Source organism: Halomonas campaniensis, from assembly GCF_002211105.1.
GTDB classification, from domain to species: Bacteria; Pseudomonadota; Gammaproteobacteria; order Pseudomonadales; family Halomonadaceae; genus Vreelandella; species Vreelandella campaniensis_A.
Genome location: NZ_JPUA01000034.1, coordinates 534491 through 549900, shown reverse-complemented (window position 1 = coordinate 549900; position 15410 = coordinate 534491). Strand labels below are relative to the sequence as shown.

Sequence of the window (15410 nt, the reverse complement as noted above, 5' to 3'; positions counted from 1 at the left end):
TAATCTACAAACGATAAATAAGGCTAGAGTATGATTTTGCTCCCTTCGTCGGCTGTGGGGGATATGCGCCCATGAAACCACCTACTGTCTCCTGGCAACTATTCTGGGCCTTCTTCCGCATTGGCATCTTCGGTTTTGGTGGCGGCCCCGCCATGATTCCCTTAGTACGGGCCGAGGTCGTCACCCGTCACCACTGGCTAACCGATGAAGAGTTCGCCGACGTGCTGGCGATTGGCAATACCCTACCGGGCCCCATTGCCACCAAAATGCCCGGCTACATTGGCTACCGAGTGGGGGGTGTAACAGGCTGCATCGCCGCCGTCATTGCCATTATCGTGCCAATGATTGTAGCGATGATTGTCATGTTAGGCATTTTCAGCCGCTACCGCGATGTAGCATGGATTCGCGGCATGGGCCAAGCCGTGGTGCCAGTAGTCATGGTGATGATGGCGCAACTCACTTGGGACTTTTTTGATAAATCCCAGGCCGCGCTTGGCTGGCTGGTTAGCATTGCCATGGCCATTATTGCCGCCGGGCTAATCTACTGGCTCGGCCTACACCCAGGCTGGGTGATCGGCGCCATTCTCGTTGCCGCCCTGCTGCGTCCTGCTGGCAAGAAAAAAGCGGAGGGGGCAGCGTGATTTACTGGGAGCTCTTCTTAGCGTTTTTTATTCCCAACATTATCGGTTACGGCGGTGGCCCGGCCATTATTCCACTGATTGAGGCGGAAGTGGTGGGCCGTTATGGCTGGATGACCGCGCAAACCTTCGCCGAAACATTAGCCTTGGGTAACGCCCTGCCTAGCCCTATCGCTACCAAAATGGCCGGCTACGTGGGCTATGAAGTAGCGGGCATTGGCGGCGCTTTCATCGCCGTAGCCGCCACGGTGATTCCTACACTGCTGCTAATGCTGGGTGCCTTGGGGCTGCTCTACCGCCATCGCGACTCTCCCAGGGTTAAGCGTATGAGCCAGTGGGTGCGCCCGGTCATCGCCATGATGATGGCCTGGCTAACCCTGGGCTTTCTGCTCGAAAGTTTGGACACCAGCGGGACGATTCACACCCTGATCATTGGCGTAGTCGCCGCTATTGCATTGATCCGCTTCAAAACGCACCCCGCCTTTGTGGTTATGGGCGCCTTGGTTTATGGAGGCTTCTTCCTGGGCTAACGCTAATTGGCAGGTGCATTCATCAAATAACAAGAGTCCGATAACGGATCACGCGCTCACCACGCCGCTGCAGTAAGGGCGGCATCCCACAACACCAACCTCAAAACATAAAGGTGTATAAGAATGACGCGTTCAACACTTACTCTAAGCACTACCCTCGCCGCCATCGGACTTGCGTCTAGTTTGGCAATGGCCACCACCGCACAAGCGGACTATCCGGAGCAGGATATTCGCTTAATCATCCCTTACGGGCCCGGGGGAGCAACGGACATCCTGTTCCGGTTGATTTCCCAGGAAGCTGAGAAAACGCTAGGCGAGTCCATCGTACCCGTCAATATGGCAGGCGCTGGGGCGACGTTGGGTTCACGCAACGTCAAAGATGCTGATCCCGATGGCTACACGCTGCTTGGCAGCCACGACACCATTGCACTTTCAAAGCTAGCGGGCACCGTCGACTACTCGTTTGATGCCTTCGAACCTATCGCGCTGCTGACCCAAACCATCAACATTCCCACTGCACATGCCAATCACCCCGTGCAGAGCGCTGACGAAATCGCTGACTACGTCAGTGAACATCCAGGCCAAGTGCGTTTCAGCATGATCCCCAGCTCCACGGATCACTTCTTCTGGGCACAGTTCTTTCAGGAGGCGGGCATTGATATGGCCGATGTGCGTCTAGTTGGCTATCCCGATACGGGAGAACAGGTATCGGCCTTGATGGCGGAAGAAGTTGATTTCGCGATGTTTAACCTGCCCTCTGGCGGTGCGTTTTTTGAAGATGGCACCTTCCGCGCGCTCGGCATCGCTCATCCAGAACGTCTCGAAAGCATGCCCGATGTAGCTACCTTGCGTGAGCAAGGCATCGAGATGGATCACTCGACCAGTCGCGGCATTTTCGCGCCTAAAGGCACGCCTCCGGAAGTGATCGATACCATTGCTGATGCCTATCGCCAAGCACTGGAAAATGAAGAAGTACAGAGCCGTATAGAAAATGAATTTGGCTCTGTTGTTCGCTTTCTGGCCGGTGACGATTACCAAGCGTTTCTTGATGAAAACGAGTCAGCACTATCAGCCGCTGCTGAGAACATCGACTTCCAGAACTGAGGCGCACGCTCTAGCTCTCGTTAATACGGGGGCTAGAGCTGCCGGAGGCATCGCTAATGCTTACGCTAACTAAAGACCGCGCCCTGGCGCTGGCGCTGCTCTTAATGGTGGCTGTCATGTGGATGGAGTCGGGTGATATTCGTCCGCCGACCAGCTGGCAGCCTTATGGGTCAGCGCTTTTCCCCCGTATTTTATTAGTCGTTGTTGGGTTGTTATCACTGCTGATTTTAGTGCGTTCCTTATGGGTAAACGTGCCTGAACGACCTGGCGCAATACAGCTCATTACTGATTGGTTTCAAAGCCGACGCACCACACTCGCTCTGTTTCTACTGTTTGGGCTCTATGCCGCCTTACTTCCAGTGGTGGGGTATATCGCAGCCACCATAGGCTTCCTGGTCGCTTCTCTGGCACTACTGTTGGGCATCGATACGCGACGTAAATGGATGATTAATCTCACTCTTAGCGGCACCTTAGCTATCGTGATATTTATCGTTTTCCGCTATGGCCTGAATGTTTGGCTGCCTTAACCTGGAGTAAATAATGACCAACTTTTTTCTCCAAGCGCTCGCTGAGGTCGGCACGCCATCGGTCTTGGGCTTGATCATCATTGGCGTACTGTTTGGGATTGTTGGCGGGAGTATTCCTGGTTTTACCGTCACCATGGCTATCTTGGTGGTCTTCCCGTTCACGTTTGCCATGGATCCGGTAAGCGGCGTATCGCTGATGGTCGGTGTGTTTGTGGGTGGCTACTCTGGCGGTATTGTGTCTGGCGTCATGCTGGGTATACCTGGCACGCCCTCATCGATTACCACCGTTTATGATGGCTATCCAATGGCACAAAAAGGCGAACCTGGCCGCGCCTTGGGCATCGGCGTTGCATCGTCTTTTCTAGGTACGCTGATCAGCGTGGCAGTGCTGGTCTTTTTCGGCCCACTGATTGCCCGTTTCAGCATGAACTTCCGCCCTTGGGAAATCACCGCATTAATCGTTTTCGCCCTGACGCTGGTAGCCGGGCTTTCAAGTGGCGCGCTGCTCAAAGGGCTGATGGCCGCGGCGTTAGGCCTCTTGGTCACCACCGTTGGCTATGACCGCAACAGCAACCTGCGCTTTGACTTTGGCCTACCTGCAATGGGCTCTGGGTTTGAAATCCTGCCCGTGATGATCGGCATCTTTGCCTTCTCACAACTGCTTGGCAATATCGAAAAGCTGAAGGATGAGAAAAGCGACGCAAAAAAAATCGATACCAATGTCACCATTCCCTACGGCCTGATACTCAAAGATATGGCGGGGCAAAAGCTCAATACCCTTCGCTCATCGCTGATTGGCAGCTTAGTGGGGGCGCTCCCTGGCACCGGCGGCACCGTTGCCAACTTCTTGAGTTACGACCAAGCGAAAAAATTCTCCCGACATCCGGAAGAGTTTGGTACCGGTACGCCGAGTGGCATTGTGGCTTCTGAAGCCTCCAACAGTGCGGTGGCGGGCGGCGCTTTTGTGCCCACGCTTGCCTTGGGCATACCGGGCGATTTGCCGATGGCGATCATGATGGGTGTACTAATTCTGCACGGCATTACGCCGGGGCCCATGATGTTTGAGCAGAACCCCGTATTAGTGGGTGCTATTTATACCAGCCTGCTCATCGGTGCGGTCGTCATGGTGCTTTGCAACCTGCTGCTAGTGCGCTGGTTCGCCAAAATATCGTTAATCCCCCAACAGATCCTCGTTCCCGTCGTACTAATGCTGTGCGCCATTGGCGCTTACGCCCTGAATAACAACCTGTTTGATATTTGGGTGCTGTTTATCTTCGGCATCATCGGCTACCTGCTGTGGAAAGCAGACGTTCCTCTAACGCCTCTGATACTCGGTGTGGTACTTGGCGACAACCTTGAGCGTCAGCTATTCCGCGCCCTAGAGCTTAACGAAAGCTGGTTGACGTTTTTAACCCGGCCTCTCTCTGCGCTTTTCCTGGCATTAGCCGTCGCTTCGATTTTGTTTTCGCTCTATCAGGATCGCAAGATTCAGCGGTTAAAAAATGCCGCTCAGCGGGAAAACATTTAGGACATTACTAGGCTATTTGACAACTCCGTTCAAAAGGAACTCTGGCATGCAACAAGATGCACTCTATTATCCCAGCGCCTCGCGCCGGATGGCCACCTTCGGTAAACGTGGCATGGTCGCCACCTCCCAGCCATTAGCGGCACAAGTGGGTATTAACATACTGCAGCAAGGAGGTAACGCCATTGATGCCGCCATTGCGACAGCGGCGGCGCTAACGGTGGTCGAACCCACCTCCAATGGGATCGGCAGCGATGCCTTTGCAATTGTCTGGGTCGACGGCAAGCTACATGGCCTTAATGCCAGTGGCCCTGCGCCACAAGCGGCGACCATTGAAGCGCTGAAAGCACTCGGCCATGATGCAGTGCCCAATCACGGTATGCTGCCTGTCACAGTTCCTGGAGCCCCCGCTGCCTGGGCGGCGCTCTCTGAGCGCTTCGGCAAGCTGCCATTCGCTGAACTGCTAGCGCCTGCCATTGCGCTGGCCGATGAAGGTTTTCCCGTCTCTCCCGTTATTCATCAAATGTGGAAGGAGGCTTTCAATACCTATTCAGCCTATAACGATGCCTCTTTCAAACCTTGGTTTGATACCTTTGCCCCCGAAGGTCGAGCGCCTGAGGCGGGTGAGCTATGGCGCTCTGAAGGCCATGCAAAAAGCCTAAAAGCCATTGCTGACACCCACGCTAAAGCATTTTACGAAGGCGAGCTGGCCGAAGCCATCGACACCTTCTCCCGGGAACATGGCGGGCTGCTAAGCAAAGAAGATCTGGCTGCTTACCAACCGGAGTGGGTAGATCCGATTAGCGTTCGCTACAAAGGCCACGATATTTGGGAGATCCCCCCCAACGGCAGTGGCATGATAGTGCTGCAAGCGCTGGGTATGCTTGAGCACTTAGGCGCAGAGGGTTCCGACCCGGTTGAAACACTTCACCGCCGTATCGAAGCCACCAAACTGGCCTACGTGGATGGCTTCGCGCACGTTACCGATCTAGGCGCGATGCGCCCTACGATTGATCAAATGTTGGACGACGACTATTTGAAAGCGCGAGCAGCGCTGATTGGCGAACAGGCGGTCGATCCGGTACACGGCAATCCAATTAAAGGCGGCACGGTGTATCTTGCAACAGCTGACAGCGAAGGCAATATGGTGTCGCTGATTCAGAGTAATTTCAAAGGCTTTGGTTCGGGCATGGTGGTGCCAGGAACCGGCATCAGCCTGCAAAACCGCGGCTGGTCGTTCTCCTTGGATCCACAACACCCTAATGCACTGGCACCTGGCAAACGCACCTACCACACCATCATCCCTGGCTTTATCACCAAAGATAACCAAGCCGTTGGGCCGTTTGGCGTGATGGGGGGCTATATGCAGCCCCAGGGCCATGTGCAGGTGGTAACGGCCATGCTTGAGGATCAACTGAATCCTCAAGCGGCGCTGGATATGCCCCGTTGGAAATGGACCAAAGGCAAAACCATCGAAGTTGAGGCCGATTTCCCCAATCACTTAGCACTGGCCTTGGCACGCCGCGGCCACGACATCGTCAAAGTCGCCGACTCAATCAGCTTTGGCCGTGGCCAAATCATTCTTCGTCATCCTGACACCGGGGTACTCCAAGGCGGCACCGAACCACGCACCGATGGGGCTGTGCTTCCCTGGTAACGCCTATCCACTAAACTGACTTTCCGCCGTGTTGCCGTTGAAGGCAACCGGCGGTTGTTAGCTGGCTATCTCCTCTCAATCACCGCATTATGGCTGCTCTTTTTTTATTAGAGTTCTGCCTTTTTCACTATGTCACCGCCGCCCTCTTCTCAAACCTCCTCATCCTCACCGCTAAGCGGCTTTTTTGGTGTATTTCGTTATAGCCGTCGCGCACTTGGCTTAGTCTGGGAAACCTCTCGTTGGATGATGCTTGGCTTGGCACTGTGTACCCTGGTCGCTGGGGTTCTGCCTGCCGTGGCCGCCTGGGTGGGGCAACTGATTGTGGATGGGGTAGTGAGTGCCATGGAGGCCCACCAGGCAGCCACTGATCCCAACCTGCTAGCGTCCATTACGCCGGTGCTAACGCTAGTGGGTATTGAGGCCGTGATTATTGGGTTTATTGCTCTGGCTCAGCGGGGCCTTGCAGCCCAGCAGTCGCTGCTGCGTGCGCTGCTGGGGCAGAAGGTCAATGTGATGATCCTGGAGAAAGCCGGCCAGCTGTCACTCAGCCAGTTTGAAGACTCTGAGCTTTACGACCAGCTCACCCGAGCGCGACGTGAAGCGTCTACGCGCCCGCTTGCGCTGGTGAATAAAACCTTCGGCTTGCTGCAAAATGCTATCTCGCTGGGTAGCTTCGCCGTGCTACTGGTGCAGTTTTCCCCCTGGGCGCTACTGATCTTGGTGGCCGGTGCCCTGCCGGTATTTATCTCAGAGGCCAAATTCTCGGGCGATGCCTTTCGGCTGTTTCGCTGGCGCTCACCGCAAACCCGTATGCAGATCTATTTAGAGACGGTGCTGGCAAGGGAAGATAGCATTAAAGAGGTCAAGCTGTTTGGCCTTGAAGGACTCTTTCTTAAGCGCTACCGGGATATTTTTACCCAGCTTTTTGCTGAGGATCGTCGTCTAACGCTGCGCCGAGAGAGCTGGGGGTTTCTGCTCGGCCTACTGGGCACGTTAACCTTTTATGCCGCCTACGCCTGGGTGGTCATTGAAACGATTGCCGGGGTACTTACCCTGGGACAGATGACCATGTACCTCATGGTGTTTAAACAGGGCCAAGCCGCCCTATCCGCCAGCCTGACCGCGATCAGCGGCATGTACGAGGACAACCTCTATCTGTCGAACCTTTACGAGTATCTAGAGCAACCGGTAGAGAGCGAGAACGGCACACTCACCCAGGGTGTACTACCTGGCGACGGCCTACGCTTTGAGCATGTTAGCTTCTCCTACCCTGGCGGCGCTGATGTGCTTCACGATATCTCGCTGCACCTCTGCCCTGGGCAGAGCCTGGCCTTAGTTGGCGAGAATGGCTCAGGTAAGACTACCCTGATCAAACTGCTCACACGGCTCTATCACCCTACTCAGGGGCGAATTCTGTTAGATGGTAGCGACCTGCGGGATTGGAGTACCCAAGCACTACGCGAACGCACCGGCGTTATTTTTCAGGACTTCGTACGCTATCAATTGCAGGTGGGCGAGAACCTTGGCGTCGGCGATACCTATGCTTTTAACGACCAAGAACGTTGGCAGAATGCCGCCCGTCACGGCATGGCGGATGCGTTTATTACCAACATGGCCAGCGGCTACCAAACCCAGCTTGGCCGCTGGTTTAAAAATGGTCAGGAGCTCTCCGGCGGCCAGTGGCAAAAAATTGCTCTCTCAAGGGCTTATATGCGCGAAAATGCTGACATCTTGGTGCTGGATGAACCCACCGCCGCCATGGATGCCGCCGCAGAAGCCGAAATATTTGCCCGCTTTCGCGAGCACAGCCGCGATAAAATGGCGATTTTGATCTCCCATCGCTTTTCCACAGTACGCAGCGCTGATCTCATTCTGGTTATTGATCAAGGACATATTATTGAACGCGGCACCCATGAAGAACTCCTGGCCACTGCGGGGCGCTATGCAAAACTATTTCAACTCCAGGCGGCGGGTTATAAATAGCCACTTCAAAGTTAATAATTCTTATTATAACTATGCTCAAATCATTACCCTGCTAATTAAAAGCCGAACGTGAACAAACGTCACAGGTCTTATAAATCTGTCGACCCTTCTAATGCTTTAAAGGTAATGTGCTCTCATGGTTTTACACTACAACAGGAGTGACACATATGAACCGTCTTCATCAGATAAAAGTGAAATATGCTCTTGCCTTTATCAGCGTTGCGTTAGCACTACTGGCTATTGTGGTCGCCGACGCACTGCTCGTTAACATGGTAAAGGGTCGGCTAGACACGTTTATTAAAAATTATATTCCTGCTAGCTCCACTGTACTCAATGCCGATAGAGACCTGTACCAAGCTCGTGTAGCTGAGATCGAGTATCTATTAGCAGACCCAGGCACAGAGCGCGCACCGGAGCTAATCGCTGAATTCAAAGAGAATTCACAACAGGCTTACGATCGCATGCATCGCTATGCCGAATATATGCGGGACTACCCAGAGTTAACCACGCAACTAGCCAACTTTGAAACGTTGTATAGCGATTGGCAACAAGAGGCAACACGTGTTTTTGAGCTGCATCAAAACGGCAATACAGCAGCAGCACTAACAACACTTTCCGGCTCATCACTAGATAACTTTAATGCACTACGCGATGTATATGATGTGTCAGGAATGAATATTGAGACAGCTATTAATCAAGCGGAAGCAGCTGTGGTTGATAGAATTCAAGTACAGCAAACATCCACTATTATAATTGCATTAATTATTTTTATTGTGGCGACACTGATTGCGCTATTAGGGCCGCTAATGATGTCTCGCGCTATCCGTCAAATCAGTGGGCGTATTAAGGAGATCACCGAAGGTGATGGCGATTTAACCGCGCGGATTGAGAGCCAACGCCGTGATGAAATTGGTGAGTTGGCACAACAGTTCGACGCCTTCATTAAACGTATTGACGATACGCTACAGTCAGTTAGCAGCAGTACTGTTAGTCTACAGCATGCCTCAAATGAAATTGCTAAAGGCAGTCAGGAGCTTGCAACACGCACAGAACAAGCTGCTGCGAATTTACAGCAGACCTCTGCTTCAATGGAGGAAATTGCGGCGGTGGTCAACAACGCCTCTGACTCTGCCCAGCAGGCCGACCAACTGGCGCTTTCAACCCGCGACCTCGCTCAGCAGGGCTTGCACTCCATGCACAGCGTTGAGCAAACCATGGATACCATTAATGACTCGTCATCTGAAATCAGTAATATCGTCAGCCTAATTGACAGTATTGCTTTTCAAACCAATATCCTGGCGCTGAATGCATCGGTAGAGGCCGCCCGCGCAGGTGAGCATGGTCGTGGCTTTGCGGTGGTCGCCCAAGAGGTACGTATCTTGGCCAGCCGCTCCAGTGATGCGTCCAAAAATATTGCCACGCTGATCAATACCTCATTAAGTCGCACAAAATCCGGTGTTGACCAGGTGAAGCAAGTTGGCGTCACTATGCAGGAGATGGTGAAAAGCATCGAGCGCGTAGCCGATGTAATTGCCGAAATTAGCGCCGGTGCAAAAGAGCAGAGTGTGGGTATAGGGCAAGTCAACGACGCGGTCAACGAGTTGGATAGTATGACCCAACACAATGCCTCCATGGTGGAAGAGTCCAGCGCTGCCGCGGCGGAGCTAAGAGAGCAAGCCGACCGGCTGGGTGTGCTAGTGGGGGCGTTCAAGCTCAGTAATACCCACCAGCAACCAGCCCTTACTAAAGCAGCCCTTGCCTCTACGACGAATAAGCCCTCGCCTACGCCTGCTGCCCCGCGTCGTATGCCGAGCTCACAGCAACCTGAGTGGGAGTCATTCTAAGCGATCTCCCTTAGAGTTCTTGATGCTTCCTTGGGCTTACGCTGAGCCCAAGGAAGGTTTATTACCGACTTATATAATGCGTATCCATTTTAGCAAGCGCTTTGTCTAACCACAGCCGCTCATCGTAATCATCAAAGGTACACGTATGCTGTCTGATGCTTTAATTATTGATGATGATTGTAACGTCCAACTCTTGGGCAGAATGCTATTACGCCAGCACGGTTATCAGGTGATGACGGCAAGTAGTTTGGGCGAGCTGGTGCGCCAACCTGACCTGCTCAATGTCGAGCTGATCTTGCTTGATATCGATCTAGGTGAGTTTACCAGCTTTGATATTCTGGAATATTTGTATGATTTACGCTTAAACGCTTCAATTTTATTAATTAGTAGTTGCACGGAAGAAACTGCCGCTCATGCTCTTGCAGCAGGTGAAGCAAAAAGCTTGAAAATGCTAGGTTTCCTATCTAAATCCAAGCTGCTCACCGGTCTAACGACATTCCTTGGGCCATTAAAAAAAGCGCCCAAAGCGCCTACAGGCGATGAATTGGCGAAGGCCATACGTGAACAACAGCTATTTCTAGCTTTTCAACCCCAAATAAACCTCCAGCAAGGCACTCAACAAGGTCAGGTCATTGGCGTTGAAGCACTGGTTCGCTGGCAAGATCCTCAACGTGGCGTGCTCTACCCCAATAGCTTTATTCCTCTAGCAGAGCAAAACGGTCTGATTCTACCGCTAACTTGGTACGTTATTGAGCTTGCCATGAAGCAACAAGCCCAGTGGCTGTCGCAAGGGTGGGACTTAAACATCTCGATTAATATACCGGCGGCCTTTATTCAGGCAGAGGGCGTTCTGGAAGTGTTTGATCAACTCACCCAAGAGCACCAGGCTGTTCTTAGCAAGATCACCCTGGAGCTCACCGAAACGGTCGGGGTTGAGTGTTTGAGCTACGCTTGCTACGTGCTCAAAGCGTTGCGGCAACGGGGCTGCAAACTGGCGTTAGATGATTTTGGTACCGGTCACTCATCACTGACACAGCTCTATCGGCTGCCTTTCAGCGAGCTTAAAATTGACCGTAGCTTTGTCTCACTGATCGACCAGGATCAGGATGCACTGGTGATTACAGAATCGATTATCGACTTAGGCAAACGCCTTGGGCTGACGGTAGTCACCGAAGGGATCGAAACAGCAGCACAACACGCCATTTTGGTCGAAGCGGGTTGCGCAGTCGGCCAGGGGTACTTCATTTCTCGGCCACTCACCGCGGCTGCCTTTAGCGCCTGGATGTGTGAGCGTTCACAAACCCATGCAATGACGGCTCAGAATGAGAGCATGCTTGCTCGCCGTAACGCCTGCTGTGTCGAGGCTTGCAGTACCGCCAATCGTTCCACGTAAATGCCGAGTTCTTCCATGGGAGCTGTTAACGCTGTTTGTTCCAACTGGCTCGCTTGCTCAGCAATGGCTGAGCAGCCGAGAGAAGACGCAGCCCCTTTCAACGAATGCGCCTCTTGACCCAAGGCTTGGCGGTTCTCAGATTGCCAGTAGACGTTAAGACGAGAGATACGCTCATCAAGGCGCGTTAAAAACGTAGTTAGCAGCGCATCCAATGCCTTGGGTTCAAAGGTACTTTGCAGCTCTTCGCAGAGACGCTTATCGAGAACTTGCACTGCCCCGGCGCTATCGCCCAGCAATTCAGTTTTTTTAGCAGGAGCAGCAGCGCGAATGCTGACAGAATCCATGCTTTCGTCGTTTGAGATATAGCGGCAGATCACCTGATGCAACTCATCGCGGGTAAAAGGCTTATGGATCATATCGTCCATACCGCTTTGCATGCAGCGCTCGCGGTGCTCAGGCATCACATTGGCGGTCATCGCCACTACAGGCAGCTTAGGCAGTTGATGCACAGCTTCATAATCGCGCCAGCGTTGAGTGGTTTCGGTGCCATCCAGCTTGGGCATCTGCATATCCATTAACACCAAGTCAAATCGACCATGGTCAGCTTTCAACTGATCAAGCGCCTCCTGACCGTTCTCTGCAACCGTCACCTGCTGACCAAGGCGCTCAAGCATGACCCGTGCCACCGTTTGATTAAGCGGATTATCTTCTACCACCAAGATATGGTGATGGGGGGTCATTGCTGGCAGGTGTTCCCCGCTTTGGTAAATGGTCAAAGGTTCGGTTTCCGGCAGGCTGACGGTGAACCAGAATCGACTGCCGAGCCCCTGCTGGCTATTAACACCTATCTCGCCCTGCATGGCATCGACTAAGCGCTTACAGATTGCGAGCCCAAGCCCGGTGCCTTCGTGACGACGCGACATGGAGGTATCCACTTGCGAGAACGCCGAGAAGAGCTGCGCTTGATCCGCTTCCGTGATACCACAGCCAGTATCGTGCACCTCCACTAAAATATTATCGTCTCCAAGAGGTTTTACCTGGCACTTAACAAATCCCTCTTCTGTGAACTTCAAGGCGTTATTAAGTAAGTTCATGATGACTTGGCGCAGCCGAGCGATATCGCCCATCACATAACGGGGTAAAGCGGGGTCAATTACATAACTAAAAGCAACCTGGGCCTTCGGTTCGCGGAGAGTATAGCTTTCACAAAGCTGGTCGATGCATTGGTGGAGATCAAACGGCTGGAGATCCAGATCGAGGCGCCCCGACTCAATTTTGGTGTAGTCGAGAATATCGTTGATCACCGCGCGTAGGCTCTCTGCGCTGCGCTTAAGCGCCGCGAGATAAGTCTTCGCACTTGTTGTTTTAACCTCCTCGCTTAACAAATCCGCCATACCTACGACGCCATTTAATGGGGTTCTAATTTCATGGCTCATCACCGCCATAAACTCAGATTTTGCCAGGCTCGCTTTCTCTGCTTGCTTGGCGGCCTCGTTAAGCTCTTTACCTTTGGCTTCTAATGCCTGTGCCTTGTAATCACTTGAACGGCTTTCCAAAATCAGCGCGCGAACCAGCATGCCACCTGAAAACATTAACAATACAATAAGCAACAGCACCAACCCGTAAAGACGCGTCAGTGTGCGGTGTTCCTCACTGTGCATCTGGGAAACATGGGCGTTAGTTTCGTTCAAAATATTGCTGGTGAGTTGCTGTAGTTCAGCCGTTTGTTGCAGGAGAGTAGCCGTTAATTCGCTATTTAACTGAGCAGGGTCGTTCCATACCGCTTCGAGTAGGATTTCCATCTCTAAAATGTGGGTTTGAGTTTGCTGAAAGATCTTCTCAACAGCCTCAAGTTTCGCCACGATTTTTCCTATTTCACCTTGAAAAAAAAGTGACTGTCGGCTGAAGAGAATTTCAAAACGCAGCAACACGTCATCAACCGTCGCGTTTCCAGCACCCGTTTCGAACAGTGAGAGGCGCAATTCGCGCACCTCTCGATCAAACTGATACCCGGCCCATAACAAGTTTTCGAGCAACCGATTCTCCAGCGCATGCTGACGGTTATAAATAACCCCACCGGTGGTTAGCGCTGAAAGAAAAAAAAGGATCGCTGAAAATGTAGCGACCCTGGTGCTGCGGGAAAAATAGAATTTCAATAAGGCCAGCATGGCAATTGTCCGATTATTTTATTTAACGTCGATGCGCGCCACCTGCCACACAGAGCGCGAAAATATCTCTTCATTTAGCAACTCGGGGTGCTGGTCAAAAGGGTAAATGACAAACAGTGGCCCCTGGTCACGAACTCGCAGCGCTTGACCGTTTGCCTGCATGGCAAGAATGACATCATAATCCTCAAAATCACTGACGGGCACTGTCGCGGCGTACTCATTCAACGCTACCACACGAATATTCTCCCCCTCGGCATCGGCGGCTTCCAGAATAGTTCGCACCAAGGGGCCTGAGAAGCCAATCACGCCGTCGTGCCAGGGCGTACGGGTAATCGTTTCGTGCTGCCCTAAGCTTGCTAGCATCGCTTTATCAAAATGGGCTTCGTCACCCACATTAGTCTGCCCCACCTTTCCACTCACTACCAATATCACCGGGCCTTCAGGTACTTCCAGCGCACTAGCCAGGGGCGGCGACAGCAAGGCAAGCCCCACTGCGGCGATTAAAACCTTGCTTTTAGAAACCAAAGAACCACGCATTAAGCTGCACCTCGGTATGAGCGATAAAGAGTGCAAGCAGTATATATCGGCCGTCTGCGGACAAACTGTGAACCTTTGTGTCAACGCACCATCATCAACTAAACTTAACGCATGAGTTTGTAGCTACTACGCGTGTGACGCTTATAAGACGGTAATACAGGGGATCACCATGCATATTGGCGTACTTGAAGATGATATTGATCAGCAGGCTTTTATTGAGCAGTGTCTACTCACGGCAGGCCATCAGGTTTCTTTATTTACCCGCGCCAACGAGCTGCGTCGCGCGACCCAGCAACGATCATTTGATTTTTTGATTATCGACTGGTGGTTGCCCGACAGTGACGGCATGGATGTGGTTGCCCACCTGCGCCAACATGACAGCTGGCGCGGGCCAATCCTGTTTATTACCGCTAGCCAGGGTGAAGACGACGTCGTTAAAGCGCTCGAACAGGGTGCCGACGATTTCCTTGCGAAACCCCTGCGCCCCAGTGAGCTTATTGCCAGAGTAAGCGCACTAGGTAGACGATCCGGATATACCACTCCTCGCCCAGCTCCCGCTTGCCCAGAGACCTTTACTCTGCACACCGAAGAGCACTACATCAGTGTTGCGGGCAACGCCGTTGATTTAACCGAGCGTGAGTATCGATTAGCGGCGCTCTTCTTCTCAAAAATCGGTGAACTGATTACCCGTGCGCATTTATTAGAGTTGGTATGGGGTATCAAAGGGGACGTTTCAACGCGAACCGTAGATACCCATGTAAGCCGCCTACGTCGTAAGTTGGAGTTGGATGGACGGCACGGCCTGCGTCTTCGCAGCGTTTACCAGTCGGGGTATCGCATGGAGACCTGCCAAACCACCTCTATAGCACAAGTCGCTAACTAGATGGCATCTAGACTTGACGCTCATATAAGCATCGGTTAAAAGATAAAAGCTGCCTTTAAAAGGAAGCTTGGTTTTATTAACCAGAATTTGATTAACGTAATTTTCTTAACGTAATAATTCTCAGAGACCTCATCATGCGCTGGCAAATCCCCGCGACACGAATGAATAAGCTGCATCGCATTATTAATAATGCGGTATCAGCTTGTTGTTGTCGCGCGCCAGAGATGTAATGAGAAAACTGGCCGCGGCAGGTGTCGCGGCCATGTTGTTTTATCGTTACCTTTGAGACTCCCTGATCGCGATGTTGCCCGGCCTCCTAACCCAGGAGACCGCCCCATGGCAATCGCAACAATGACCCGCAAACTACTCAGCGCTTTCACTCACTATCGTAACCAGCGGCGCTTTTACGAAGATCCGCGCTTTCATGACCCGCACCTGTTGAAAGATATTGGCCTACGCTGGGAGCAGGGCCAGCTAGTATCCATTCACGGCGTAGAGGAGCCAAGCCAGCGCAACCAGCGCCTTCAGGCTGAAACCCGCGACGCCTACGAGAAATGTCCCCACTGCGGGAGTAGTTTGGCGTAGCCGACGCCCCGGTCACAGGAAGTGGCCGGGGCGTTT

General features: G+C 52.6%; 13 protein-coding genes. 11 read left to right on the top strand and 2 right to left on the bottom strand.

Annotated elements, in window-relative coordinates:
• Nucleotides 1-71 precede the first annotated feature (71 nt).
• From JI62_RS14890 to JI62_RS14850, 9 genes are all read left to right on the top strand, one after another.
• Complete coding sequence (locus JI62_RS14890) at nucleotides 72-641, top strand: chromate transporter (RefSeq protein ID WP_088700891.1); 570 nt, start codon at nucleotides 72-74, stop codon at nucleotides 639-641.
• Nucleotides 638-1168: a chromate transporter gene (locus tag JI62_RS14885; RefSeq protein ID WP_088700890.1), complete on the top strand. Its 531-nt coding sequence runs from the start codon at nucleotides 638-640 to the stop codon at nucleotides 1166-1168. Before JI62_RS14890 ends, JI62_RS14885 begins: the two co-directional genes overlap by 4 nt.
• Before the next feature lie 123 nt (nucleotides 1169-1291).
• Nucleotides 1292-2272 (top strand): Bug family tripartite tricarboxylate transporter substrate binding protein, encoded by a 981-nt coding sequence (locus JI62_RS14880; RefSeq protein WP_088700889.1) that lies wholly within the window; start codon nucleotides 1292-1294, stop codon nucleotides 2270-2272.
• A gap of 56 nt (nucleotides 2273-2328) precedes the next feature.
• On the top strand, nucleotides 2329-2799 hold the full coding sequence (locus JI62_RS14875) for a tripartite tricarboxylate transporter TctB family protein (RefSeq protein WP_088700888.1): 471 nt from the start codon (nucleotides 2329-2331) through the stop codon (nucleotides 2797-2799).
• Nucleotides 2800-2812: 13 nt separating this feature from the next.
• Complete coding sequence (locus JI62_RS14870; protein ID WP_088700887.1) at nucleotides 2813-4327, top strand: tripartite tricarboxylate transporter permease; 1515 nt, start codon at nucleotides 2813-2815, stop codon at nucleotides 4325-4327.
• Between the two features lie 46 nt (nucleotides 4328-4373).
• On the top strand, nucleotides 4374-5981 hold the full coding sequence (locus JI62_RS14865; protein ID WP_088700886.1) for a gamma-glutamyltransferase family protein: 1608 nt from the start codon (nucleotides 4374-4376) through the stop codon (nucleotides 5979-5981).
• A gap of 129 nt (nucleotides 5982-6110) precedes the next feature.
• A complete protein-coding gene (locus JI62_RS14860) occupies nucleotides 6111-7964 on the top strand; it encodes an ABC transporter ATP-binding protein (RefSeq protein ID WP_088700885.1) in 1854 nt (617 codons plus the stop codon).
• Nucleotides 7965-8131: 167 nt separating this feature from the next.
• Nucleotides 8132-9808, top strand: coding sequence for a methyl-accepting chemotaxis protein (locus tag JI62_RS14855; protein WP_088700884.1), 1677 nt, complete (start codon nucleotides 8132-8134; stop codon nucleotides 9806-9808).
• Between the two features lie 145 nt (nucleotides 9809-9953).
• Entirely contained in the window at nucleotides 9954-11201 is a 1248-nt protein-coding gene (locus tag JI62_RS14850) for an EAL domain-containing response regulator (protein WP_088700883.1), read from the top strand.
• On the opposite strand, the gene JI62_RS14845 is transcribed toward JI62_RS14850, so the two are convergent.
• Nucleotides 11126-13369: an ATP-binding protein gene (locus JI62_RS14845; protein ID WP_088700882.1), complete on the bottom strand. Its 2244-nt coding sequence runs from the start codon at nucleotides 13367-13369 to the stop codon at nucleotides 11126-11128. The two genes, JI62_RS14850 and JI62_RS14845, sit on opposite strands and share 76 nt — an antisense overlap.
• 18 nt (nucleotides 13370-13387) lie before the next feature.
• Nucleotides 13388-13906 carry a molybdopterin-dependent oxidoreductase gene (locus tag JI62_RS14840; RefSeq protein ID WP_170938565.1) on the bottom strand — a complete coding sequence of 173 codons (519 nt, stop codon included), beginning with the start codon at nucleotides 13904-13906 and terminating at the stop codon, nucleotides 13388-13390.
• Between the two features lie 169 nt (nucleotides 13907-14075).
• Between JI62_RS14840 and JI62_RS14835 the strand changes: the two genes are divergently transcribed.
• Nucleotides 14076-14789: a response regulator transcription factor gene (locus JI62_RS14835; RefSeq protein WP_088700881.1), complete on the top strand. Its 714-nt coding sequence runs from the start codon at nucleotides 14076-14078 to the stop codon at nucleotides 14787-14789.
• A 336-nt stretch (nucleotides 14790-15125) separates the two neighbouring features.
• The gene (locus JI62_RS14830; RefSeq protein WP_088700880.1) at nucleotides 15126-15374 is read left to right on the top strand and encodes a hypothetical protein; all 249 of its coding nucleotides are present in this window, start codon (nucleotides 15126-15128) and stop codon (nucleotides 15372-15374) included.
• The last annotated feature ends 36 nt before the right edge of the window (nucleotides 15375-15410 follow it).

What these genes read in the sequence shown, in the direction of transcription:
- JI62_RS14890 (WP_088700891.1), top strand. Translation starts at nt 72, where the DNA reads ATGAAACCACCTACTGTCTCCTGGCAACTATTCTGGGCCTTCTTCCGC.
- JI62_RS14880 (WP_088700889.1), top strand. Translation starts at nt 1,292, where the DNA reads ATGACGCGTTCAACACTTACTCTAAGCACTACCCTCGCCGCCATCGGA.
- JI62_RS14875 (WP_088700888.1), top strand. Translation starts at nt 2,329, where the DNA reads ATGCTTACGCTAACTAAAGACCGCGCCCTGGCGCTGGCGCTGCTCTTA.
- JI62_RS14870 (WP_088700887.1), top strand. Translation starts at nt 2,813, where the DNA reads ATGACCAACTTTTTTCTCCAAGCGCTCGCTGAGGTCGGCACGCCATCG.
- JI62_RS14865 (WP_088700886.1), top strand. Translation starts at nt 4,374, where the DNA reads ATGCAACAAGATGCACTCTATTATCCCAGCGCCTCGCGCCGGATGGCC.
- JI62_RS14860 (WP_088700885.1), top strand. Translation starts at nt 6,111, where the DNA reads ATGTCACCGCCGCCCTCTTCTCAAACCTCCTCATCCTCACCGCTAAGC.
- JI62_RS14855 (WP_088700884.1), top strand. Translation starts at nt 8,132, where the DNA reads ATGAACCGTCTTCATCAGATAAAAGTGAAATATGCTCTTGCCTTTATC.
- JI62_RS14850 (WP_088700883.1), top strand. Translation starts at nt 9,954, where the DNA reads ATGCTGTCTGATGCTTTAATTATTGATGATGATTGTAACGTCCAACTC.
- JI62_RS14845 (WP_088700882.1), bottom strand. Translation starts at nt 13,369, where the DNA reads ATGCTGGCCTTATTGAAATTCTATTTTTCCCGCAGCACCAGGGTCGCT.
- JI62_RS14840 (WP_170938565.1), bottom strand. Translation starts at nt 13,906, where the DNA reads ATGCGTGGTTCTTTGGTTTCTAAAAGCAAGGTTTTAATCGCCGCAGTG.
- JI62_RS14835 (WP_088700881.1), top strand. Translation starts at nt 14,076, where the DNA reads ATGCATATTGGCGTACTTGAAGATGATATTGATCAGCAGGCTTTTATT.
- JI62_RS14830 (WP_088700880.1), top strand. Translation starts at nt 15,126, where the DNA reads ATGGCAATCGCAACAATGACCCGCAAACTACTCAGCGCTTTCACTCAC.